Raw genomic sequence first — 22,464 nt, 5'->3', positions numbered from 1 at the left:
GATGGCCTGGGTTTTCCGTTTTTGTATCTTCAATTATCCAAAGAGGTCATGGACCTTGTAAACAATCTCAATGCGATTGTCGGGGAATACATACACCTTTTCAATCAGCAGATCGGTCAACTCGGAGGTTAGCGCATCTGCTTCCTCAATCGAGTGAGCAATCTCTTGTCGGCTGCTTTGGCGGGCCTGTTCTTCCCGCTTCAACTTTGCCTGAGCGGTGACAGCAGCATAGGCATTTTTGACTTTCAGTATTTCTGCGTCATAAACTGCTTTCTCCGATTTATATGTGTCCAGCTCGATCTGCCCCAAGAGATACCGTTCAAAGAGAGCTTGCTTCTGGTCCTTCAGAACTTCCATCTGCTTCTCATACTCAGAGCATTTGGCAGCGGTGGCCTCCAAGTGAATGGTGCCGTCTTTATGTACGGGCAGCAGGATTTCCAGCTGCTTTTTCAAAGTGAGGAGGACGGCTTCCTCCAGACCGGCAGCATCTGCCCGGACATCTCGGCAGCGGCTGTTCACATCAGCGGTAGAATGGCGGCACATATAAAATGGTCTTTTGGGGACGATGCGGGAGAGTGCATGATCACAGCAGCCACAATAGACCTTGCCTTTTAGTGGGTACTCCCTGGTTTTCTTGGTCGGCAAGGAGAATCGGCGCTGCACAGCCTGCACCTTTTCAAATAGTTCTTTATCAACGATTGCCGGATGATGGTCTGGGATAATGAACCACTTGTCCCGGTCCTTCTTGCGGCTCCTTGTGCCGCCCACTTCAATGACTGCACGACGCCCGATGACATAGGAGCCGATATAGCGTTCGTCCTCCAGGATACGGAGAACCGTAGAACTGCTCCAGCGTCCACGGGAGCGGGAGACATCGTGGTACTGCTGCCCATGAGTTGCTTTGTATTCTCCGGGGGTCGGGATGCCTCGCTTAAAGAGTTCCCTGGTAACGGCTGCCGCTCCAATTCCGGTTGCGGCAAGTTGGAAAATAAGCTGTACCACAGCAGCGGTTTCCGGGTTCGGTTCCATTCTGCCATCGGCGCTTTTGCGATACCCGTAAGGGCAAACTTTGCTCTGGTATTCGCCGCGCTGCATTTTGGCGTACTTGGCGCTTTTGGTCTTGATGGACATATCACGGCTGTAATACTCGCTGATCAGATACTTGAAAGCTACATCCATACCGCCAGTATCGCCCTTGTGCTGATCGCTGTCAAAATCATCGTTGATGGAAATGAACCGGGTGTGAAACAGCGGGAACACACGCTCAATGAAATAGCCAGTCTCAATGCTGTTTCGTCCAAATCGGGAAAAGTCTTTTACGATGATACAGTCGATCTTATTGGCCCGTACCATCTCAATCAGCTCCTGGACTTTGGGACGCTCAAAGTTTGTCCCGCTATACCCGTTGTCGATAAACTCAAGGACTTCTGCATGAGTGGACTCCGGCATGGAAGAAATAAATTCGTTCAGCGCAAGGTGCTGGTTTTCAATGCTCATACTGTCGTATTTATAATCCTCCAGGGAAAGGCGGATATAAAGGGCAATCACATATTTCTGCACTGGCTCAGCACCTCCTCACAATGCTCAAATTCGCTCTGGAAGCGGAAACGAACCGTAATCCGCTTTTCTCTTGAGACCTCTACACGGTCAATCAGGCGGTCAATCAGAGCTGCCGTCAGCTGGCGATCTTCCTTGATATGCTGTGCATCCTGGGACAGCATTTTATACTGTTCCAGCTGCTTGGCGAGAATCGCAAGCCCTGCTTTCAGCTGCTCGATTTCTTTGCTGATGGCCTCGATTTTGGCTTCGTATTTTTCTTTGAAGGTAAAATACTCGTCTTTTGAAAGACGGTTCTGGATCAGGCCCTCATACAATCCACGCTGATAGGTTCGCAGCTGCTGGATTTCCTGTTTCCGGCTGGCGATTTTAGCCTGTATGTTTTTCTGTTCCTCGGCTTCTTTGGAGAGGTTTTCCAGACCAAGAGAGTATTGCCCCAGCGTGGTATCAAGCTGTTCCTGTATCATATCGGCCAAGGTATCCAGCAGCTCTTTTTCAAAGATAAATGCACCAGGACAAACGCCCTTTTTGATACGGTTGTTGCTGATACAGTGGTAGACATATACCTCCTGTGACTTTCTGCGGACGCATTTCTGTCGGTGAAGGCTGCGTCCGCAGTGGGCGCAGAAGATTTTGCCTTTCAAAAGATTGGGGGACCAGGAATGGATCTCCCTGTCTTTTGCCTGCTGTGCAGCCTGGTCCAACGCTTTCTGAACAGCGGCAAACAGCTCCCGGCTGATGATGGCTTCATGGGTGCCGCGTACCGTTGTCCATTCATCGGCGCTGGCTCTGACCTGCTTGTGGTCAATGATTTTAGATACCCCTTGCACCAGATCTCCGGTATAAACCTCTGCGCGAAGAATTTTGGCTACGGTGCGGGTTTGCCAATGCCCATTGCCTACCAGATTTTCATGGGTGATCTCTCCCAAAGTCCTCTTGTAGTGGCTGGGAGAGAGATACCCGGCCTCGTTCAATCGTACCGCTATGGTGTTTAATCCTGCGCCCTCGGCGGCCCATTGGAACATGGTTTTGACTACCTCGGCAGCCACAGGATCAACAATCAGCTGGTGGCAATCATCTGGAGCTTTCAAATATCCATAGGGTGTGCGCCCACCAACATACTTGCCGTCTTTCATGGCCTGCCGCTGCTGGGCTTTGATTTTCCTGGCAATATCCATCGCATAGGCTTCGTTAATCATGTTCCGCAGCGGGATGATGATACCATCGTGGGCATTATCCGGGGAAGAAGAATCGTAGCGGTCATTTACGGCAATAAAGCGGACTTTCTGCATGGGAAAGTAACGCTCGATATAGTAGCCTGTGTCTATGACATTTCGCCCCAGGCGGGAGAGGTCCTTTACAATGACGCAGTTGATAAGACCCGCTTCAATATCGGAGAGCATCTGCTGGAAGCCGGGGCGGTGGAAGTTCGTACCCGTTGCGCCATTGTCAATGTAGGTCTGTACCACAATAATCTCCGGGTTCTGCTCCAGATACCGGGCGATAATCAGCTGCTGGGTTTCGATAGAAACGGTGTGGGTATGCTTATCCTCAACGGAAAGCCGCACATAAACTCCAGCGCGGCAAGAGGGATCTATCTCCGGTGCAGGGAGCACCACAGTTTCCTTTCTGCTTTTTCTTGCCACAAATCATCCCACCTTTCTTTGGCTTGTTTGCTCTGCCAGCTGGATCAGCTGGATCGCTTTCTGGTATTCGTCCTGGTATGTAAAGGTGATCTCCAATTCCTTTTTTCCAATCACCTTGATACTCTGTATCATGTGAACCACAGCTTTGCGGTCCAGGGTCTCCATCGTAGAAAACTGTGTGAAGTGGGAAATCCAGCGGTTCCGTTCACTCCGGTTCTCCAGAACATCAGCCAGCTTTTCCTTTAAGACCCGAATACTCTCTTTCGCGTTTTCCGCAATCCTCGTGTATCTGGCCTTATAGTCGGTATATTCCTCTTTGCTGATGGTGCCGGTAATCAGGCTTTCATACAGTCGGGCCTTAAATTCAAGCGCCTGTTCCACCTGCTGCTCATTGGCGGCGATGTGGGAGGCGTATTCATTGGCAAGTGCTTGGTTGATGCTGCTCTGGTCGATGCCGTCCAGGATGGCTTGCAGGCAGCTTACATTGTCGATGTAGCCTTTCAGACTGTCCTTGACGCACTCTACAAGATCGCTTTCCTTGAGCATTACCGGGTTGGTGCAGCCATGCTTTTTCCCGGTGGGGCAATAATAATAGTGATATTCCTTGCCCTTGACCCGGTTTGTTTTTCGCGTCATGCGGCTCCCACAGCACCCGCAGATCAAGACGCCGGAAAACAGATACACTGTATCCTGCTTGGGAGAAGTCCGGGTATCCAGTCTGCGGATACGCTGGACCAGTTCAAAATCCTGCTTGGCAATCAGCGGCTCATGGGCATCAGGAACGCGAATCCATTCAGAGGATGGCCGCTGCTCCATCTGCTTGATTTTATAGTGCGGGGTGCCTTGCTTCCCCTGTACTAATGTGCCAATGTAGGTTTCATCCTGCAAAATACGAATAATCGTTGTAGCAGACCACTTGCAATCCTCTTTGTCGGCATAGCCGTGTTTGGCATAAGGGAAACCATTGTTTTTCTTATAGGCCAGTGGCGACAGGACGCCCATCTCATTTAAGGTAGTGGCGATCCGCAGGGCGCTTGTCCCATCCAGACGCATACGGAAGATGTCGCGGACAACGCGGGAAGCATACGGGTCAGGTACAAGCAGATTTTTGTTTTCCTCGGATTTCATATAGCCGTAAACAGGGAAAGCTCCAACAAAATCTCCGTTCCGCCGCTTTATATCCAAAGAGGTACGGGTCTTGATGGAAATGTCCCGGCAGTAGGCTTCGTTCATAATGTTCTTGACGGATACGGTCAGATCGTCACCGCTGCCTTCATGGGCGGTATCGATGTTATCCGTGATGGCAATAAAACGAACCCCATAAGTGGGGAACACCCGGCGCAGATAGCGTCCGGTTTCGATGTACTCCCGTCCCAGACGGGAGAGGTCCTTTACAATGACGCAGTTGATCTTGCCATCGGTGATGTCCTGCATCATTTCCTTAAACGCCGGACGGTCAAAAATGATACCGCTGTAACCATCGTCGATTTTTTCGGATACGATTTGAATGTCCGGGTTTCGTTCAATGAAGTTCTCAATCAGCTTCCGCTGGTTGGTAACGCTGTCGCTCTCGCTGGAGCGATCATCGGTGTAAGACAGACGAATGTAAGCTGTTGCCTGATATTTTGGCATGAAAAAGCACTCCTTTCCTCCTGGAAGCTCCCGCAAGAAAAGAGTGGATTTCGAGGTTTTCAGTTTTCATCCTTTTCCATACACATCGTAGCACGCTTTTGGAAAAAGAGCGAGGATGTCGATCACCTTAAAATCCCTTGCAGGCATTCCTCCAATGTGACCCCGTTGCTGGCAAATGCGGCGTTTACCACAAAATCACCGCAGCGAAAGCGATAGGGATTTTTGATCTGGTGAAGAAAGGCCGCGATTCGTTCCTCTTTGGGGAGGTCTTTGTCTACCGTGACTTCACGGATGTCAACCAATTCATCGGTTGATGTTTGTGTTAGCTGGCTCATAAGGGTTCTCCTTTCTTTGAAGTCGGTTTCAAAATCACATGAATGAGCTGGCAACCAGAGCTGCCAGCTCATGGTATCTGACTTTGAAAAGAAAGGACTGCACCCAAATGATGCCTTGTTGTTGCTAACAGCAAATGGACGCAGCCTTTCAGATAATATCCGTTACTTTCGTCACATTTGCCACGCGCCCCTGACGATAGGGACATTCCTGGTCTCCGCTGGCGCGGCTGTCATAACTCCGCAGCGTCGTTTTGCTCGTGCGCCGCAGGGTTCCCCCCAAGTCTTTAGGAGGCCGTGAGGAAGTATCTTTAAGCCCCCATGCAGTCACCGCGACCCGAAGTGCCACCTCCGGGTTTCAGGCTTGCGTTGATCGCTCAGGACAGCCGGTTCATCACCTCCTTGGCTTGTCCTTCTTGGCGGCGCGCCTGATTCGCTCGTACATGGGCTATGTACCAGAAATGCCGTCTATTCGTTTGTCAAAGAACAGAGAAGAAAAACTCCTTCTTGACAACCATGACAAAAATAGATGATTTGTCCTGTCTGGTAATGCGATTTTTTGAAAATATTTTTGGTCTTGCCGCCTTACAAGGAGTTTAGTGAAGAGCAAGTACCCAGCAAGCACAATAAAATAGGTACTATCGTACCCTAAAATACCTTTTATAAGGTTCTTCCGGCAAGAAAATGGGCACGATAAAATATTATTAAGGAGACGATAGTGCCTATGGAACTGTTAAAAGAGCTAGGACGAAGGATACAAAAAGCGCGTAAGGAAAAAGGTCTGACGCAGCAGGAACTCGCAGATCTGAGCCATGTTTCTCTGAAGCACGTTCAAGGCTGCGAAAGAGGGGTGAAAAACCCTTCTTTTGAGGTTCTACGCGCTTTTGGCAAAGTCTTGAATTTATCTTTAGATTCCCTGATGAATCTCGATCTGCCAGAAGATGAGCAAGCCGCCAACGATATGCGGCAGCTTTATCTTTCGTGCCCTCCGGCTGCCAGAAAAGTGCTGTTAAATTCGACCCGTGCTTTGGCCGATGAGCTAAAAGAGATGGTGCAGACGGCCGGGGTTGATCCAGATGAACATTTAGAGGATAAGTAAGCCGGTGGAGGAATAAAAATCCCCCACCGGCTTTCTTTTGGCACTATGCGGCGGTCAGATTATCGGGCCGTGTCCAGCAGACGTGCCAGCTTCTTCAGCCCGCGCCGGATGCTCTCCCACACGCGGCGGCGGTCAGCGCCCTCGATTCGGGCGATCTCGGCCACCGTCATGCCCAGGTAAAACCGGGCGTAGATACGCCGGGCCTGGATGGCGGTCAGCTGCATCAGCGCGGCGTACACTTCCTCCCGCAGCTGCTTCTGCTCCAGAATTTCCTCCGGGGTGAGCGGCCGGTTGAGGGCATCGTTTTCAATACCATCCTCCCGGTTCAGAGAGTAATGGGCCTTGTGCCGGTACATCCGGCGTTCGTAGGCGGCATCGTCCTGCTCCTGGCCCCGGATCGCGGCCAGGACTTCCTCAGCTACATCCACAAAGACATCGGTTTTATACACATCGGGATACAGTTCCCGAAGATTGATCTTCTGCATTATGTACCTCCATTTCGATTCACGGGTTGACGGGTGAACAGAAACGGAGGCGGTGGGCGACACCGTTCGGGATAATTCCCGAAAAAACGACAAGCAAAAGCGCCAGCATCCGGTGTGCGGCGGCTGGCGCTTTCGAAAGGGATTTGATAGTGCTTCTGAACCAGCCATGATAGTGCCTGTTCAAAAGCAGATGGAGACCGATAAACGGTCAGGATTTTTTTAGCAGGTTGATTCCTGTCAGATTATGTCGAAGCTCTCTGTGCTTCATGGCGGCTCCCTCCTAAAGCCGCCGTGTCAGCGTATAGGCGTCACTCCTTTGTCGAGGGTATAAGAAACGGCGGCCTTGATGTACTCAAAACCGCCGCAGTATCCTGAAAATCCATTATGGGCGCACGAAGCTACCTGCCCTGCAACGGTTTTTTTCTTTCCCCGTCAGGCGGGGCAGGATAGCTTGGCTTATTCGGTTTATTCTTGCTCTTGTGCAGCTGCCTCTTTCAGCCGTGAAAAGCTCTCATCGCTGATAATATGTTCAATCCGGCAGGCATCTTCTTCCGCCACTTTCGGGTCAACTCCTGCGGCGATAAGCTGCTCAGTAAAAAAGCAGTGCTTTTCATAAATCTGTTCAGCAACCTCTCTGCCAATATCGGTCAAATGGAGAAAATGATTTTCGTCCATTGTGAGAAAGCCGCCATCTTTCAGAGTATTGACTGCCACGCATACACTTGGCTTTGACACACCCATGTGCCGGGCAACATCTACAGAGCGCACCATACCGAGTTTCTTTTGGAGAACAAGGACGCTTTCCAGATAGTCCTCCCCGGACGCATGAAGTTTCATTTTTGAAATTCCCTCTTTTTCTATATTGATAATCAATCTGCGCTTTGATTCATTATCTTAATGGATCTTTGTAGCTCTTTGTGAATATGAACCGCAAATACAACCGTTACAAGAGTGGTTAAGATGTCTGCAACCGCCTGTGCCCATATCACTCCATTTAGTCCCAAGATTCCAGGCAGAATTAGAATGACCGGCATAAACATAATCCCTTGCCGACAAATGTTTAGGAAACCACCCCCCAATGCTTTTCCCATGGAGAGATAGAGCGTAGAATAGGTAAACTGAAAACCAAAGGTAAAAAACAAAATTGTGTTTGCTTTTAGAGCCGGAACGGCAATCTCCAGGACTTGCGGATCATCGCCAAACAGGGAGAGAATAGGCGTAGCCAGTAGGAAAATCAATATCGTCCATGCGACACAAAAAATGGTAGTCCACTTCATACAGCTCCGGATAGCTTCGTTTAAGCGAGAATAGTTTTTTGCTCCGTAATTGAACCCAGCCATGGGTTGAAAACCTTTCATATACCCGAATACTACATTTACCCCCAATGTCACAATCCTCAGCACAATGCCCATGGCCGCAATCGCGTCCTCGCCATAAACTCCGGCAGCGGCGGATATACGGCTCATGGAAAGACTGGAAAGCAGCTGAAGCAACAGCATGGAAACGCCCACCTTCAAAATCTCACCATAAATTCCGACAGAAGGCTTAAATTTGGAAAAGGCAATCTTCAGATAGCTCTTTCCACCCACGAAAAACCAAACATAGATGGCACTGGTAACAATCTGTGAAATCAACGTGGCGACCGCAGCACCACGAACCCCCATGTTCAAAGAAGTAATACAAATCGGGTCTAAAATTACATTGAGTACCGCGCCACCGATCATTGCAGTCAGCGAAATATTGGACGCTCCCTGGGCAACGGCCAGATTTCCCGCAGTTACATTCGCTGTGCTGAAAACAGTGCTGATGATAAAGAGCACAGCATAGTCCTTTGCCAAATCAAAGATGGAAGGGATTGCTCCCATAAATTCCAGGACTGGATTTAATGCCACTAATAGTATCACGGCCACAAGCAGACCAGTAACAATGCTACTGAACATGGCGGTAGAAGCCACCCGCTCCGCCATCTCTTTGTCCTTTTTTCCGAGGAGCCGGGAGATATAGGAACCCGCACCGGCACCGAATGTCAGCCCAATGCCGGAAAAAATCAAGGAAATGGGAAAGGCAACTGATACAGCGGCCACTGCCTGTTTTCCAAGGCCGGAAACAAAATATGTATCTACCACGTTGTAGAGCGCAGTCACCAGCATACTGATGACCATTGGGATTCCCAACTGAAACAACGCTTTTGATACGGGTGCTTCACTCATGAGTTTGATACGATCCGTTTTCATCTTCTTACTCTCCTTTCGCAATCCAGGCTTTTGCCTTTTCCTGTTCCTGGATCATGGAATAATAGTGTCCTCTCTTTTTGAGCAGTTCTAAATGTGTTCCAATTTCTTCAATGTTCCCATTGTTTAATAGGATGATTTGATCGGCATTCTGAATAGTGTTAAGCCGGTGCGCTATGACAAAAACTGTCTTTCCCTTCATTAAGTGGTCTAACGCCCGGTTAATCCGCTCTTCGTTATCTGCGTCCAGTGATGCTGTGGATTCGTCCAATAACAGAATAGGAGCGTTTTTCAAAATAGCTCTTGCGATAGCTATCCGCTGTTTCTCCCCTCCAGACAGGGAAGCTCCACCTTCTGCCAAAACTGTGTTATATCCGTCCGGCAGTTTTGAGATGAAATCGTGACAGCACGCCGCCTTTGCCGCAACGATGACTTCCTCCATGGTCGCATCCGGTTTTCCAACACGAATATTATTTAGAATCGTGTCGGAGAGCAGTGTATTTTCTTGGAACACAGCGCTGATTGATTGCAACAGACGATCTGGCTCCAACTCTCGAATATCCCGGCCACCAATGGTAATTACACCTGAACTTACATCCCAAAAACGCGCGATCAGATTTGCAACCGTCGATTTCCCAGAGCCGGATGGGCCTATCAACGCAGTCACACTTCCTTCTGGAGCTGTAAAGCTAATGTGATGTAGCACTTCTTCTCCGTTGTCATAGGAGAAGCAAACCTTTTGAAATGCAACATCATACTGTTCCAGAGTAAAGCTATCATCCTGATAGGGCAGCGGGGCATGGGACATTGCTTTTTCCAGATTATCTGCAGCCAGTTTCAAGTCCTTGAGCATAATGTAGTAATGCTCAAAAGAGATTAGCAGGCCGGAGATTGCCATGCTCATAATAAGAAACGCAATAAAGGATTCATTTGGAATCTGCCCGCCCAGCAATAAATAGCTGCCCCCCAACAGGACCAATGGCATCAGAAAATTGACAAGGATCGAGTAAATCGCCGTAGGCGGAGCCATCTGACACTCAATTTGTACGCTGATTTTCCGTACTTTTTCCAAGCTCTCCAGCAGGCGCTCAAAGTGGGTGGAAGTCATGTTGTGGGCCTTGAATATTTTAATTCCTTTGATGTACTCCATTACGGTAGAGACCATGCGGGCCGTCATTGTCCTCTTTTTTGTTCCGAGTTGCTCTACCAAACGGTTTCCCCAACGCAGTAACGGAACAGCAAAAAGGAGAACCACGCATTCCGCCAGTGCAAGTTTCCAGTTGATGAAAAAGGTGCCAACCAGTATAAGACCGCAAAGAGTTACGGTTTTCATCAGGAAAGACAGTGCATGAGACAAAACGCCCTCGAAGCTCCCCATGTCGTTCGTCATGGTATTGATCAGGTATCCCGTACTGTTCTGGTTGAAATAGCCAAGACTCAATTTACGGAAATGATCAGCCAGCTTAATTCGGAACTGTCCTGTTACATTGAAGGCTCTTTCAAAACAAAGGAGATAGCTTTTCCGGTAAACGATGATCCGATAAATCACCCCCAACAAGCAGGCCAGTGTGTAAATGCCAATTTTGTTCATGGTAAGTGTGCCGAAAAAGAGATCCAGCACCGTTAGATACAGGACAAAATAAAGTGCCATGCTGCCCATGGAATCAATGCACATAAGAAAGATGGGAAAATATAATTCCTTTTTGCTCTTTCCAATCAACTTTTGAATTGTATGTAGCATCAGACCGCCTCCTTTCCCAAATAAGCCTTCCACATATGACTGTATATCCCCCCGGCAGCCACCAAGTCCTCATGCCGTCCCTGTTCTACAATTTGACCAGCATCGAATACCACAATGTTATCTGCGTTTCGTATGGTATGCAGACGGTGGGCAATCATGATGGTTGTCTTTCCTTTCAAAAGGCTTTGAAGGGCGAGCTGGATTTTATGTTCGTTTTCAATATCAGAATAGGAAGTCGCTTCATCAAAAATCACGATGGGAGCATCCTTCAGGATAGCACGGGCAATGGCGATCCGCTGCTGCTGGCCTCCGGACAACTTCACTCCCTTATCCCCAATTCTCGTCTGGTATCCTTGCGGAAGTGTGCAGATAAAATCATCGATCTGCGCGGCCTTGGCAGCGGCTATGACCTGCTCCTCCGTTGCATTGCTTCCCATACGGATATTCTCAAACAGGGTATCCTCCATCAAGAAAACATCTTGAAACACAAACGCTGTCAAATCCATCAGCGATTCGGAATCTATATCTTGCAGGGGAACTCCGCCAATAGAAATCGTGCCACTGTCTGTATCCCAATACCGTCCAATCAACTGGGCCGCAGTTGTTTTCCCGGCACCGGATGGACCGACAAAGGCGGTCAGTGTTCCGGGGTTCAGCGTCAGTGACACATGGGAGAGAGCCTGTCTGTCCCGGTCATATCCAAAGCACACATCATCGAAACGAACTTCATAACTCCCGGTTTTCGGAAGTTTCTTATCACCGCCACAAATGGGCTGGGTATTTAAGATTTCTTTAATGCTGGCAAGCCCGCTTTCCAGCTCCATGTGCCCCATCATGATATTCAGAAGACTGAAAAAGGCGCTGTAAAAGCACATCGTCAACAGGATAAACAGCAAAAAGACTTCCGCGGTAAGTCCCCCGTTCAAATAAAGAAGGCCCCCGATAGGAAGGGTAAACAAAATACCAGAATCCAAAATAACAATCGTAATGGCAATCGGTCGGCAGGAGCAACCAGCCATCTTTTTCAGACATCCGGTATAAGCTAAAGCTGCCGAACTGTATTTTTTGAATTTCTCTGCTGTAAGTCCATACATTTTGATAATGGGCATACAGCTTACAAACTCATTGACAGAGCCAGACAGCTCCGACATGGTTTTCGCATATTCATTTGTCAAATCTGGGTATCTCCGCATCATTGCCATAGGAAGGGCGATTCCTAAAACTGCAGGAATCAACATACACAGAGCCATGACCGGTTGGAGAAACAGAAGAAGCAAGAATAGCAGCACTGGAACCACAATCGCCTGTGCAAGCTCAATAGTATTGTGAGCAATAAAGTCTTCTAACCGTCCAATATCATCGAACAATGCTCCTTTCAGTCGGCCAGGTGCATGGTCATGGAAAAAGCCGAGATTCAGCCGGGAGAGATGTTCCAGCACACGGAGTTTCAGGCGGTGCATGGTATTGAATGCTGCCGTGTGTGTGCAAATAGTGGCACATGAGAGCAATACATTTTGTAAAACAGCAGCCACCACGGCAACCATAGCCCAAAATAGGGCGTTGGAGAAAGAAAGCGTTTGCCGGATCAGAGACAAAATCATCTGATAGATTACAAAATACGGTACAAAGGAAAGCGCCGAGCAGAGTATCGCCAAAAAAATACCGGCTGACAGTCTACCGCGCTCTTCTTTCATCAATGTTAGAACGCTCAAGGTATTTTTGCGTTGCATATTGAGCCTCCTCCTTGTTAGATTTATTCGTTAGAAGCAGCTAACCACATGGCTATAGATTACAACCTGGAAAAGCAAAAATCAATTATTCTGTTCATTTCAAATTTGATTTTCAATCCGGTGAAAAAGCATTGTAAACACAAGGGTTTTGTCAACTTTTTGCCAAGCGTTTTAGAAATATCTTGATATAAAAATACTTGATTGTGATACTATCTTGTGATATGCTGAACATATGGAGGTGAACCTATGGAACAGACCGTAATTGACTATTATATGGATCTGCCAAAACACTTGCATTTTGTGCGTGTGGCAGAGCAGTCAGATGAATGTTGTGACACTTATCGGATGTTGTCCGATTATGGTTCTGGCAGTGTTCGCATTCTCAATTTTCACCAGCAGTTTCTCATTGTCCTGGCGGATTTCACGCCACAGGAAAATTTTGAAAAGGTTTCAGAAATTAAGCAGGAGTATTTTGAAATCAGCCAGTTCGAGACAGATTCCAGCTCTTTCAAAGTGGGTGGGCGCAAAATCAAACAAGTGGATCGAGGAATCTGCTGCTATGCAAACTCTCACAAGACTGCTTATGCGTTTTGCGAAGCTGGCAAGCCAACCCGATTTACCAAGGTGATCGTTACCCGCTCCTATTTTGATCAGTTTTTACAGCGGCGTTATGGAGACACCTATGAAACTTCCAAAAATGCGCTGGATTATCTGTTGCAAAACCCCAACTCACCTGAATTGAACTTCGTTTTTCAGCAGATCAAGGACTGCCCTGCGGAGGGGAGCGCTCGCACACTCTACATGGAAGGAAAGGTCATGGAGCTCCTGTCGTTGGTTACACATAATTTGGAGCAAGAGCAAAACCGGCGACACCTGCCGGTTAAATTGGATAAAAAGGATAAGCGATCTCTCGGAAAGGCTGTTACGCTGATGAAGCGGGATTTGGCGGCTTACCCTTCGATCTCCGAATTGGCTCAAACCGCAAATATGAGTCCCTCCCGTTTCCAGATGGCTTTTCGACAAGTGTATGGAACGACAGCCTATGAATATCTCAAGGTCATGCGAATGAACTACGCTTTGCTGCTTCTTCAGGATTCGGATGATAGTATCCGTACCGTGGCTCTCAAAGTGGGCTATCGAAATGCAGGTCATTTTTCCAAATTATTCAGAGATACCTTTGGCATGGGGCCACAAGAGTACCGCAACATTCACAAGATTAAATGATAATAGTGTCACGATACAGTTTTTATCTATCACAATATTTTTAATTTTTTCGTTTGTATCATGGAAAACCACTGGGTTTAATGGCGTTTCCAACGATTCCTAAATTGTACTTTCCAATATCGCCACACTATTGATAGTAACGCTGATTTAATATAAAATGTGGACTGGTTAGTTTCAGCTAATCACTCCACATTTTTATTTTTGCAAGAAGGGAGAGAGGAGGATTTTGCATTTCATAAAAAAACTGATAAGAGTTCTGATCGTGCTCATCGGTGTGAGCCTGCTGTCCTTCATTTTGGCAAATCTATCCTCGGTCGATCCAGCAGAAGCGATTGCCCGACGTATTTACAGCAACCCAACACAAGAGCAGATCCAAGACATTCGTACAGAAAAAGGGCTGGATCAACCAATCCTGACACAATATGCTCGATGGGTCGGCAACTGCCTGCGCGGAGATCTCGGGACTTCTTATCAGAGCAATCAGCCTGTAATACAGGAGATGGCAGGAAAATTGACTGCTACGCTTTTTCTGGTGGGAATGGCACTGTTATGGATTGTCCTGATTACCATTCCGCTTGGAATTGTGTCAGCAGTCAGAAAGGATCGGTTTTGCGACCATTTGATTCGGATAATTACGATTCTTGGGATTTCCATTCCTGCTTTTTGGCTTGGGTATCTTCTATTAACCGCTTTTGCAATTCGTATTCCGGTATTCAAGGTCGTGGATTACGGAAATTTGCGCAGCCTGATTCTGCCGTCGATCACACTGGCGGCATCAGTTGTGTCTTCTTCCGTCCGGATGCTCCGGGCCACGATCCTGGAAAATCTGAAAAAAGATTATGTGATTTACGCACAGGCCAGAGGACTGTCTACCGCTCAGATCCTTTGGAAGCATGTTCTGAAAAATGCCTTGCCCCCTATGGTCACCTTGTTTTTCCAAAACATTGGGATGATGATTGGCGGTAGTGCCATTGTGGAGAGTGTGTTTTCCTGGCCGGGGCTGGGAAATTATTTTGTCAGTGCCATTGTTAATCGGGACCTTCCTGTTATTACAGGCTGTGTTTTGGTTCTCGGACTGATTTTTGTTATCTGCAATACGGTAGGAGAACTGGTCAATCGAGCGTTAAATCCACGCATGATAAGCGGAAAGGAGGGCAAGGTAGTTTGAGGAATAAGCTGTTACATAATCCACAGGCTGTCATAGGGACCCTTTTAATTGCAATCATTCTGCTTATGGGCGTGCTTGCTCCTTTTCTCGCGCCTCATGATCCTATGGCGGTTGACATCACAAAAAAATTTTTAGAACCATGCAATGAGTATCCTTTCGGCACAGACCAGTTGGGACGCTGTGTTTTATCACGTTTATTGTATGGGGCCAGATACTCTCTTGGCCTGGCGTTGCCGATTTTAGCATTTCTCGCTTTGATCGGTACAACGCTTGGTATGTTGTGCGCTTGGTTTGGCGGGATATTTGATCGGCTTATGACCATTGTCTGTGATATTTTTATGGCTTTTCCACCGTTGGTCATCGTACTGACTCTTATTGGTGTAATCGGTCAAGGAGCGGTCAATCTCATTCTTTCCATTATCCTTTCCATGTGGGTATGGTTTGTAAAAGTAGTTCGCAGTTATGTTCTGATAGAAAAAGACAAGGATTATATCACTGCTGCAAAAATTTCCGGGTGTAGCGGGGCAGACATTTTATTCTCCCATATCTTGCCCAATATCCTGCCGTTGCTTGTCGTTTACTTTAGCACAGGCATCGCTTCGATTATTCTGATGATTTCAGGCTACTCATTTCTTGGCCTTGGGCTTGGAAATGATATTCCGGAATGGGGTGCAATGCTGAACAGCGCCAAGCAGTACCTTTATTCAAATCCCATGCTGATTGTCTACCCCGGCACCTGTATCCTGTTGACTGCAGCTGGCTTCAACCTTTTTGGTGAGGCCCTGCGCGATATTCTTTCTCCGGAGGAGGAATGACATGGAACCATTGCTTACAGTCAATCATTTATCAGTAAGATTAAAGAAAAAAGGTACTTCATTAGTAAACGATGTGAGTTTCCAAGCCAATTCAGGTCAAATTTTAGGAATCATCGGGGAAAGCGGTAGCGGCAAAAGCATGACATGCCGGGCCTTGATGGGGCTTTTGGACCCCAGTCGTTTTCTCATCAGTGGCGAAGCTCTTTTCAAAGGTCAGGATTTATTCAAGCTACCATCGAAAAAACTGCGGCCGTTGCGTGGAAATCATATCGCTATGATTATGCAGAATCCCATGACTGCTTTCGATCCTGTTACTCGTATTGGCAGCCAAATGGTGGAGACCCTTCGCGCACATCAGCAAAGCTCCAAGGAACAGGCCATAGCTTCTATTACGCAAGAATTAGCCAAACTTGGTTTGGATGATGTTCCCCGCATTTTGAACAGTTATCCTCACGAACTGAGCGGTGGGATGTTACAGCGGATCATGATTGCACTGGCTTTGCTACTTTCCCCGGAGCTCATCATTGCGGATGAGGCTACGACTGCGTTGGATGTACATACACAAGCAGTTATTTTGGAAGAGTTTACTGCTATTCGTAATGCGGGAATTTCGATGATTGTTGTCACGCACAATTTTGGCGTCCTCGCAAAACTGGCAGATGATGTAGTGGTTCTACATGACGGTTCAGTGGTAGAACACGGATCTGTATATCAAATTTTTGATAAACCTACGCAGCCTTATACGCAGGAACTATTGCAAGCAAGCAATCTGAAAAGGGGGTGATTCTGTGATAGAAGTTCGACACTTGACAAGAACTTACTTGTCACGCAGATCGCCAAAAAGTAAAGAACCATTTGTATCCGTAAATGATGTTTCCTTTTCTCTGCTGGAAAATACACCTTATGCACTGGTCGGAGAAAGTGGCAGCGGAAAGAGCACGCTGGCGATGATGCTGGCAGCCATACTTCCCCCCACAAACGGTGAGATACTGTTAGACGGAAATAATATCTGGGCCCTCTCCCCCAAGGAACTTCGGCTGATGCATGGAGAAGTTCAATTAGTTTTACAAAACAGTCAGGGAGCGCTTGATCCTCGACGTCGCATCTATGAGAGCATTGCGGAACCCTTGCGAAAATTACGGCATCTTACCCGGCAGGAAGAACAGCACACAGTACATGACATTTTGCACAAAGTACAGCTGCAGGACGATATATTGATGCGTTTTCCAAGTGAACTTAGTGGTGGCCAGCAAAGCAGGGTTTGCATTGCGCGAGCTATGGCGCTTGCTCCGCGGCTGGTGATTTTCGATGAGTCCGTCAGCGGACTGGATGTTACCGTCCAGAAAAAGGTTCTGGACCTTCTTCTGAATTTGAGACAGGAGTATCAAAGCACCTTTCTGTTCATCACACATGATATTGATGTGGCACTTTACATGGCCGATCATATTTTTGTCATGAAAGAGGGAAAAATCGTCGAATCCATTACTGACGCTCATGGATATGACGACTTTAACCACCCATATTCGAGGGAGTTGATCGAATCACTCCCTCCCAAAACACCTTATAATCGTTAGGAGGAATCATAATGAAACGAATTAAAAAACTACTGGCACTGCTTCTTACTGCAGTGATGACCACCTTATCTTTTTCTGGCTGCGCTTCAGACCCCGATTCGCCCCCTTCCACCAGCCAAGAGAATACCGTCAAAGAAGTGACTTTCTGCGAAAGCTGGGATTTTGAAGGCGGCTTCTTTTCACTCCAGGCACCCAATGTGACCAATGGTACTTACGGTCTGTATTACTTCCTGACAAACTTTTATGAAACGCTGGTGCGATATGAGGATGGAGAAATCGTTCCTGGCCTTGCGGAGCGATGGGAAGTATCACCCGACGGACTGACTTATACTTTTTATCTGAAGCAGGGAATAAAATTTTCAGATGGGACCGATTTTAATGCGGAGGCAGTCAAAATCAATCTGGATAATATACCGGGAATCCTGGCCGAGTTCAACGGTGGCTGGGGGCTAACCAGCACCCTGTTGGATGAAGTGACTGTTGTGGACGAATATACTGTGGCAGTCAAGCTAACAACACCATATTATGGTGCTTTGCAGGACTTCGCTGTTCCCATGCCTATGTCGATGATGTCCCCTGCCGGATACAATGAAGACGGAAGCCTTGCCGAAATCACCAAGACAAAAACGCTCGGCACCGGTCCGTATATGTACGATGGACAGAAAGAAAATGAAATCTATACATTTGTACGCAATCCATACTATGACCGTGGCGAATCCGATGTGGATGTATTCCATGTGAAAGTTATTCCGGATAATGATGCGAAAGTTTTAGCTCTGCGTAACGGCGAAATCGACATGATTGTTGGACAGGCTAATCTCACTTATAATACCTTTGAGGAATTGTCCACCGCCCCGGGATTTACTGCTGTTTCTTCTGATGCCACCATCCAGAGCCGTACCATGGGATTCAATGTTTCACACGCACCTTTTAACGATCCTGCCGTTCGGTTGGCCGCAAACCATGCAATCGACACACAAAATATCTCCACAAACATTTTCTATGGTGTAGAAACTCCGGCTGATTCGGTTCTGGATAAAGAGTTGCCCTATTGTGATGTGGATACCGGAACTTATGAGTATGATGTCGAAAAAGCAAAGCAAATTCTGGAAGATGCCGGATGGGTTGACAGCGATGGAGATGGTATCCGTGAAAAAGATGGCGTTAAGTTGTCCGGGAATCTTCTTTACGCCACCGATCAGGCTTCCCTTGGAGATTTGTCCTCAGTTCTCGCCGCACAGCTAAAAGAAGTTGGCTTTGAAATTACCCCGGTGGGTAAAGAACAGATGGTTTATTTCCAGGACATCTCCAATGGAGATTTCGATTTAGCGATTGCAATTACAAATGCGATCCCCTCCGATCCATATCTGTTAATTTCTCGTTGCCTGACAAACACTGTCATTGATAACTATCTGGCTCAGGGGTTAGCCGGTATGGAGAATGCAGACGAACTCATCAACAGCCTTAATGCGATGACAAATGAGGACGAGATTCAGAGCGTTTACAACACTCTGCTTCAAGAGCTCCATGATGAAGCAACGATTATTCCTCTGACTCGCGTGAAGGGGATGGCTGCATACGATACGAATGTCATTTCCAGCTATGAGTTTTATAATCAGCCGGATTATACGGATGTATCCGCCATCATAATGAAGTAAAGAATTACGGCCAAGCGCCCAATTTTCCCGCTTGGCCGTAGTCTTTCTTGCTATGGGGGCACTGGCCTTTAATTCCCCCGTCACACCCACCGTTTCCATCATGCAGGGCAGCATGGCCTCCATACGCCTTTAATTTCTAAAAATGATTAAACTTTATTATTGTGAAAGCCTTGCTTTTCCACCCGTGATGTGTAAGCTGTGACTCACACAAGGCACAAGCCCAAGCACAAAAACGAAAGGTGGAAATGATAATGAAAACAGGAAAAATTACGGCGAAACTGAGGGACGCGGTTCCGGTTTGCCTTATGGTAAACGGCGAGGAAGTCAAGCGGTACAAGAACATCGAGTTGCCGGACGAGCTGAAAGAGGTGGAAATGACCGACTTCCATTTCAACGTACACATGGACGGGAAGATCACCTTCGAAATCCACTATGAGGAAGGCGCACTGCCGGAGATATTCCCGGAGGCCCGCACCAGAGTAAGCCGGGCGGCGAAGGCCGCAGCCAAAGCCGCCACGCAGGAAAGCGCAGAGGTTATGACCGTAGAGGCTACCGAGCCGGAAGAAAGGTCACAAACCGAAGAAATCCCGGCGGAAGAACTTGGTGAGCCTGCCACAGAGGAAAGCGGGCCGGAAAGCATCGAAGCGACCTATCATGTGACAGGCGTGCGCCGCAAGGAGCTGGTGGCAGCAGTAGGCGGCTTCATTGGCGCAAAGCCGGAATATCTGAGAGCGCCGACATACGCTTTCGCAGTAGGAAGCTATAACATTGACAAAGAAGGAACCTTGACCGGTCCTGAGAATCCAGCGCTGATCGAAAGTCTAAAAGAACAAGGCTTCATTGCAGCAGAATAAATCGAGAAGGCCCCGCTTCGGCGGGGTCTTTCTTGGGTTATAACATGCTTCCCTTTTGTAGCTCGATATACTATAATCAGAAAAACAAAAACGAATTTGTCAAATGGGAAAGTGAGAATTAACTATGGATATATATAATGCAGGAAGCAGGGTAATGAACACTTACATCTATCATACGGTAAATGGATATATTATGATTGATACAGGATATGAACACAGTATGAAAAACGTAGAGAAAAGAGCTAATAAGCAAGGTATAGCATTTTCTGAAATTAAATATATCTTTTTAACTCATGCTCACGATGACCATGCAGGTTTCTTAAACGAACTATTATCGAAATACCCCGAATTAAAGGTTATCATAAGTCACCTTGCTATGCCCACGCTATTAAGAGGACAAAATTCATTTGTTGGTGGTTGCAGTAGTTTGAGTGCATTGATATTTTGTAAGTTCATGAGGATTGTCGGCCATGGTAATCATCTCTTCCCTGCAATCGACAAAAAATATATTAATAGGTTTATAGAAATAACCCCTCAAAATTTAACAGAATTGGAGAACATATTACAAGGAAAGATTTTATTTACACCAGGACATACTTGTGATTCCATTTCTCTTAAATTAGGTGATATTATTTTTTGTGGAGATGCTGCGATGAATGGTATACCGAGTCTAAGAAAAATCACGATATGGATTGAGGATAAAAATGCTTTTCAAAATTCATGGAATATACTGATTGACGAAAAAGCAAATTGGATTTATCCTGCACATGGAAAACCATTTAGACCAGATGATTTGAAAAAAAACATAAATTACATACGCAAAATAAAGCTTTATAAATTAAAATGATTTGTGCAAATCCTAATTCGCTGTTTTGATTAGCCCCGCTTCGGCGGGGCCTTTCCTGTCCTCAGTGAAAAAAGATATGTTTTAAGACCTTTAGAGCTTGCTTTTTGACAGGTGGTGTGTAAGCTGTCACTCACAGAAATAAAACATATCTTTAAGGAGGACGCCATCATGCTGCAAATATCTGAAATTGTAAGAAAAACTGAGGAAATGTTCGACCTGTTCAATAAGCATTTTTACGAAGGAGAGCTGAACCGCCCGGCCATCACTGTATCACCAGACGGAGGGCGCGGGGCGTATGGCTGGTGCAGTATCAACGAGATATGGAACGCCAGCGGTGAGAAGTATCGGGAAATCAATCTCTGCGCCGAGTACCTTGACCGGCCCATCTTCGAGCTGGCAGCCACGCTTCTGCATGAGATGGCGCATCTCTACAATCTGGTTCATGGCATCCAAGACGTAAGCAACAACGGCTACTACCACAACCAGAAATTTAAGGCCACTGCCGAGGCTCACGGCCTGCGTATCGAGAAGCACGCCAAGTATGGCTGGACGGTAACAACGCTGGCCCCGGAGGCGGAGGCATGGATCAGAGAAACTTTGGGCGAGGACAAGATCAACGCCAGCCGCTTGCCGGTGGAAGGCACCACCAAGGGCGGAAGTAAGAAATCCATTAACCGCAGCATCAAATATGTCTGCCCCTGCTGCAGCACCATTATCCGGGCAACGCGGGAGGTCAATGTAATCTGCGGGGATTGCGGCGAGGCTTTCGAGCGGGAATAAAACAAAAGCGGGAGCCGCAAGGTTCCCGCTAAATTGTTCTCATTGAAAGAGGTGACGCTGTCCGGGAGTGGATACTTTTTAGCGTTTCCTCGGTTCTGGCATATACGGGCCGGGCAAGGGTGTGCAAAAATGAGCCGCTATGGGACTTTGTGATCGCCGCGATAGGAAGTGGGCTGATGGCGGCCTATTCCGCCAAGTCCCCGGAAAACAGAAAAAGCCCGGAAAGCCCATAATATCAGGCTTTCCGGGCATAGATACAAAAACAGCCCTCCGATTTGGAAGGCTGTTTTTGTATTAAAGATTGTTCCTTAATATGGTTCGATGCCATTGACACTCCCCTTGAAGATGGAGCTGTGTTCTTTGCCGCCGGGGTGTTCTATTAACCTTATCCATCAACGCATCCAACGGAATATCCCGAATGTCAACACCGCCGATTTTAATACTTCCGTCCGTCACATCATAAAATCGGGAGATCAGGTTGGCTATGGTACTCTTACCGCCACCAGAAGGGCCGACAACGGCTGTTACCTTGCCCTGAGGCGCAAGGAAAGAGACATGAGCCAGGGCCTTGACTTGGGAATCAGTTTCATAGGAAAAGCTGACATCCTGAAAAGCAATGTCATAGTTTTGTATAACAGCCGAAGTATTCTTTTCTGGCAGGACCGGGATACGCAAGATTTCATCCATGCGCTCTACACTGCCGTCAATCTGCGTAAAGGACTCCGAAATAAACATGATTTTATTTAGGATGCCAGAAATCGCATGGACAATAATCAGGTAGAAAATAAATGTCAACGAATACTCTCTGAAATCCGTAGTGTGCATCCCGATCAGAACACCCACCGGAATTAAAAACAGATAAATATTGTTGATGATTGTGGTAAATGCAGGCATACAGTTTTGCCAGCCCAATGCGTACTCCAGCACGAAAGAGGTATAGTCCGTAATGGATTTGCTCAACCGCTTAAAAGAATCTGCGGTCTGATTAGTAATAGTTGACTTGATGGGACGAAACGCTCCATTTCTCGCTGGCTTCTTTGATTGTCATGTAGTCTATATTCTCAAAAGAATTTCAAGAAATTAGCCCATTC

General features: G+C 47.2%; 20 protein-coding genes. 10 read left to right on the top strand and 10 right to left on the bottom strand.

The genetic code is table 11. From position 1 onward, the window contains the following. Window positions 1–33: 33 nt before the first annotated feature. The 4 genes from C1712_RS05820 to C1712_RS05805 all read right to left on the bottom strand — a co-directional run bounded on the left by C1712_RS05820 (window position 34) and on the right by C1712_RS05805 (window position 5,170). Window positions 34–1,560, bottom strand: coding sequence for a recombinase family protein (locus C1712_RS05820; RefSeq protein WP_102267622.1), 1,527 nt, complete (start codon window positions 1,558–1,560; stop codon window positions 34–36). Then, entirely contained in the window at window positions 1,545–3,203 is a 1,659-nt protein-coding gene (locus C1712_RS05815; protein WP_102267620.1) for a recombinase family protein, read from the bottom strand. Before C1712_RS05815 ends, C1712_RS05820 begins: the two co-directional genes overlap by 16 nt. Window positions 3,204–3,206: 3 nt before the next feature. Continuing rightward, a complete protein-coding gene (locus C1712_RS05810) occupies window positions 3,207–4,835 on the bottom strand; it encodes a recombinase family protein (protein WP_102267618.1) in 1,629 nt (542 codons plus the stop codon). Window positions 4,836–4,957: 122 nt separating this feature from the next. Further along, entirely contained in the window at window positions 4,958–5,170 is a 213-nt protein-coding gene (locus tag C1712_RS05805) for a DUF6870 family protein (protein WP_102267616.1), read from the bottom strand. 721 nt (window positions 5,171–5,891) lie between these two features. Here C1712_RS05805 and C1712_RS05800 point away from each other — a divergent pair. After that, window positions 5,892–6,266 (top strand): helix-turn-helix domain-containing protein, encoded by a 375-nt coding sequence (locus tag C1712_RS05800; protein WP_102267614.1) that lies wholly within the window; start codon window positions 5,892–5,894, stop codon window positions 6,264–6,266. A gap of 59 nt (window positions 6,267–6,325) precedes the next feature. Here the strand turns inward: C1712_RS05800 and C1712_RS05795 are convergent, their stop codons facing one another. The 5 genes from C1712_RS05795 to C1712_RS05775 all read right to left on the bottom strand — a co-directional run bounded on the left by C1712_RS05795 (window position 6,326) and on the right by C1712_RS05775 (window position 12,453). Beyond that, window positions 6,326–6,751 carry an RNA polymerase sigma factor gene (locus tag C1712_RS05795; RefSeq protein ID WP_102267612.1) on the bottom strand — a complete coding sequence of 142 codons (426 nt, stop codon included), beginning with the start codon at window positions 6,749–6,751 and terminating at the stop codon, window positions 6,326–6,328. Between the two features lie 465 nt (window positions 6,752–7,216). Continuing rightward, window positions 7,217–7,588 (bottom strand): metal-dependent transcriptional regulator, encoded by a 372-nt coding sequence (locus C1712_RS05790; RefSeq protein WP_102267611.1) that lies wholly within the window; start codon window positions 7,586–7,588, stop codon window positions 7,217–7,219. Between the two features lie 32 nt (window positions 7,589–7,620). Then, window positions 7,621–8,985, bottom strand: a complete 1,365-nt coding sequence (locus tag C1712_RS05785; protein ID WP_102267609.1) for an MATE family efflux transporter — start codon at window positions 8,983–8,985, stop codon at window positions 7,621–7,623. Between the two features lie 4 nt (window positions 8,986–8,989). Then, the gene (locus tag C1712_RS05780; protein ID WP_102267607.1) at window positions 8,990–10,723 is read right to left on the bottom strand and encodes an ABC transporter ATP-binding protein; all 1,734 of its coding nucleotides are present in this window, start codon (window positions 10,721–10,723) and stop codon (window positions 8,990–8,992) included. Next, window positions 10,723–12,453, bottom strand: coding sequence for an ABC transporter ATP-binding protein (locus C1712_RS05775; protein WP_102267605.1), 1,731 nt, complete (start codon window positions 12,451–12,453; stop codon window positions 10,723–10,725). The genes C1712_RS05780 and C1712_RS05775 overlap by 1 nt, the downstream gene beginning before the upstream one ends. 246 nt (window positions 12,454–12,699) lie before the next feature. Here C1712_RS05775 and C1712_RS05770 point away from each other — a divergent pair, with 246 nt between their 5' ends. The 9 genes from C1712_RS05770 (at window position 12,700) to C1712_RS05730 (ending at window position 21,373) form a co-directional block, all read left to right on the top strand. Beyond that, window positions 12,700–13,677 (top strand): helix-turn-helix transcriptional regulator, encoded by a 978-nt coding sequence (locus C1712_RS05770; protein ID WP_102267603.1) that lies wholly within the window; start codon window positions 12,700–12,702, stop codon window positions 13,675–13,677. Between the two features lie 226 nt (window positions 13,678–13,903). Beyond that, complete coding sequence (locus C1712_RS05765; protein WP_219718841.1) at window positions 13,904–14,845, top strand: ABC transporter permease; 942 nt, start codon at window positions 13,904–13,906, stop codon at window positions 14,843–14,845. Then, complete coding sequence (locus tag C1712_RS05760; RefSeq protein ID WP_102267601.1) at window positions 14,842–15,660, top strand: ABC transporter permease; 819 nt, start codon at window positions 14,842–14,844, stop codon at window positions 15,658–15,660. Before C1712_RS05765 ends, C1712_RS05760 begins: the two co-directional genes overlap by 4 nt. Before the next feature lies 1 nt (window position 15,661). Next, complete coding sequence (locus C1712_RS05755) at window positions 15,662–16,444, top strand: ABC transporter ATP-binding protein (RefSeq protein WP_102267599.1); 783 nt, start codon at window positions 15,662–15,664, stop codon at window positions 16,442–16,444. A 4-nt stretch (window positions 16,445–16,448) separates the two neighbouring features. After that, entirely contained in the window at window positions 16,449–17,234 is a 786-nt protein-coding gene (locus tag C1712_RS05750) for an ABC transporter ATP-binding protein (protein WP_245858072.1), read from the top strand. A gap of 11 nt (window positions 17,235–17,245) precedes the next feature. Continuing rightward, on the top strand, window positions 17,246–18,892 hold the full coding sequence (locus C1712_RS05745; RefSeq protein ID WP_102267597.1) for an ABC transporter substrate-binding protein: 1,647 nt from the start codon (window positions 17,246–17,248) through the stop codon (window positions 18,890–18,892). Window positions 18,893–19,143: 251 nt separating this feature from the next. Then, on the top strand, window positions 19,144–19,746 hold the full coding sequence (locus C1712_RS05740) for a hypothetical protein (RefSeq protein ID WP_102267595.1): 603 nt from the start codon (window positions 19,144–19,146) through the stop codon (window positions 19,744–19,746). A gap of 124 nt (window positions 19,747–19,870) precedes the next feature. Beyond that, complete coding sequence (locus C1712_RS05735) at window positions 19,871–20,593, top strand: MBL fold metallo-hydrolase (RefSeq protein WP_102267593.1); 723 nt, start codon at window positions 19,871–19,873, stop codon at window positions 20,591–20,593. A gap of 114 nt (window positions 20,594–20,707) precedes the next feature. Beyond that, on the top strand, window positions 20,708–21,373 hold the full coding sequence (locus C1712_RS05730) for a SprT-like domain-containing protein (RefSeq protein ID WP_245858070.1): 666 nt from the start codon (window positions 20,708–20,710) through the stop codon (window positions 21,371–21,373). A gap of 294 nt (window positions 21,374–21,667) precedes the next feature. Here C1712_RS05730 and C1712_RS13110 read toward each other — a convergent pair whose 3' ends face one another. Beyond that, the gene (locus C1712_RS13110; protein ID WP_281254629.1) at window positions 21,668–22,333 is read right to left on the bottom strand and encodes an ATP-binding cassette domain-containing protein; all 666 of its coding nucleotides are present in this window, start codon (window positions 22,331–22,333) and stop codon (window positions 21,668–21,670) included. Window positions 22,334–22,464 lie beyond the last annotated feature (131 nt).

The sequence above is a fragment of the Massilicoli timonensis genome, from assembly GCF_900199515.1.
GTDB classification, from domain to species: domain Bacteria; phylum Bacillota_I; class Bacilli_A; order Erysipelotrichales; family Erysipelotrichaceae; genus Massilicoli; species Massilicoli timonensis.
Note: the sequence above shows the minus strand (reverse complement) of the source record. Positions and strands in the feature narration are given on the sequence as shown.

Excerpts from the sequence above, each read along its gene's own strand:
- C1712_RS05795 (WP_102267612.1), bottom strand. The coding sequence starts at position 6,751 with ATGCAGAAGATCAATCTTCGGGAACTGTATCCCGATGTGTATAAAACC.
- C1712_RS05775 (WP_102267605.1), bottom strand. The coding sequence starts at position 12,453 with ATGCAACGCAAAAATACCTTGAGCGTTCTAACATTGATGAAAGAAGAG.
- C1712_RS05740 (WP_102267595.1), top strand. The coding sequence starts at position 19,144 with ATGAAAACAGGAAAAATTACGGCGAAACTGAGGGACGCGGTTCCGGTT.
- C1712_RS05780 (WP_102267607.1), bottom strand. The coding sequence starts at position 10,723 with ATGCTACATACAATTCAAAAGTTGATTGGAAAGAGCAAAAAGGAATTA.
- C1712_RS05770 (WP_102267603.1), top strand. The coding sequence starts at position 12,700 with ATGGAACAGACCGTAATTGACTATTATATGGATCTGCCAAAACACTTG.
- C1712_RS05810 (WP_102267618.1), bottom strand. The coding sequence starts at position 4,835 with ATGCCAAAATATCAGGCAACAGCTTACATTCGTCTGTCTTACACCGAT.
- C1712_RS05735 (WP_102267593.1), top strand. The coding sequence starts at position 19,871 with ATGGATATATATAATGCAGGAAGCAGGGTAATGAACACTTACATCTAT.
- C1712_RS05790 (WP_102267611.1), bottom strand. The coding sequence starts at position 7,588 with ATGAAACTTCATGCGTCCGGGGAGGACTATCTGGAAAGCGTCCTTGTT.
- C1712_RS05805 (WP_102267616.1), bottom strand. The coding sequence starts at position 5,170 with ATGAGCCAGCTAACACAAACATCAACCGATGAATTGGTTGACATCCGT.
- C1712_RS05785 (WP_102267609.1), bottom strand. The coding sequence starts at position 8,985 with ATGAAAACGGATCGTATCAAACTCATGAGTGAAGCACCCGTATCAAAA.
- C1712_RS05800 (WP_102267614.1), top strand. The coding sequence starts at position 5,892 with ATGGAACTGTTAAAAGAGCTAGGACGAAGGATACAAAAAGCGCGTAAG.
- C1712_RS05755 (WP_102267599.1), top strand. The coding sequence starts at position 15,662 with ATGGAACCATTGCTTACAGTCAATCATTTATCAGTAAGATTAAAGAAA.
- C1712_RS05745 (WP_102267597.1), top strand. The coding sequence starts at position 17,246 with ATGAAACGAATTAAAAAACTACTGGCACTGCTTCTTACTGCAGTGATG.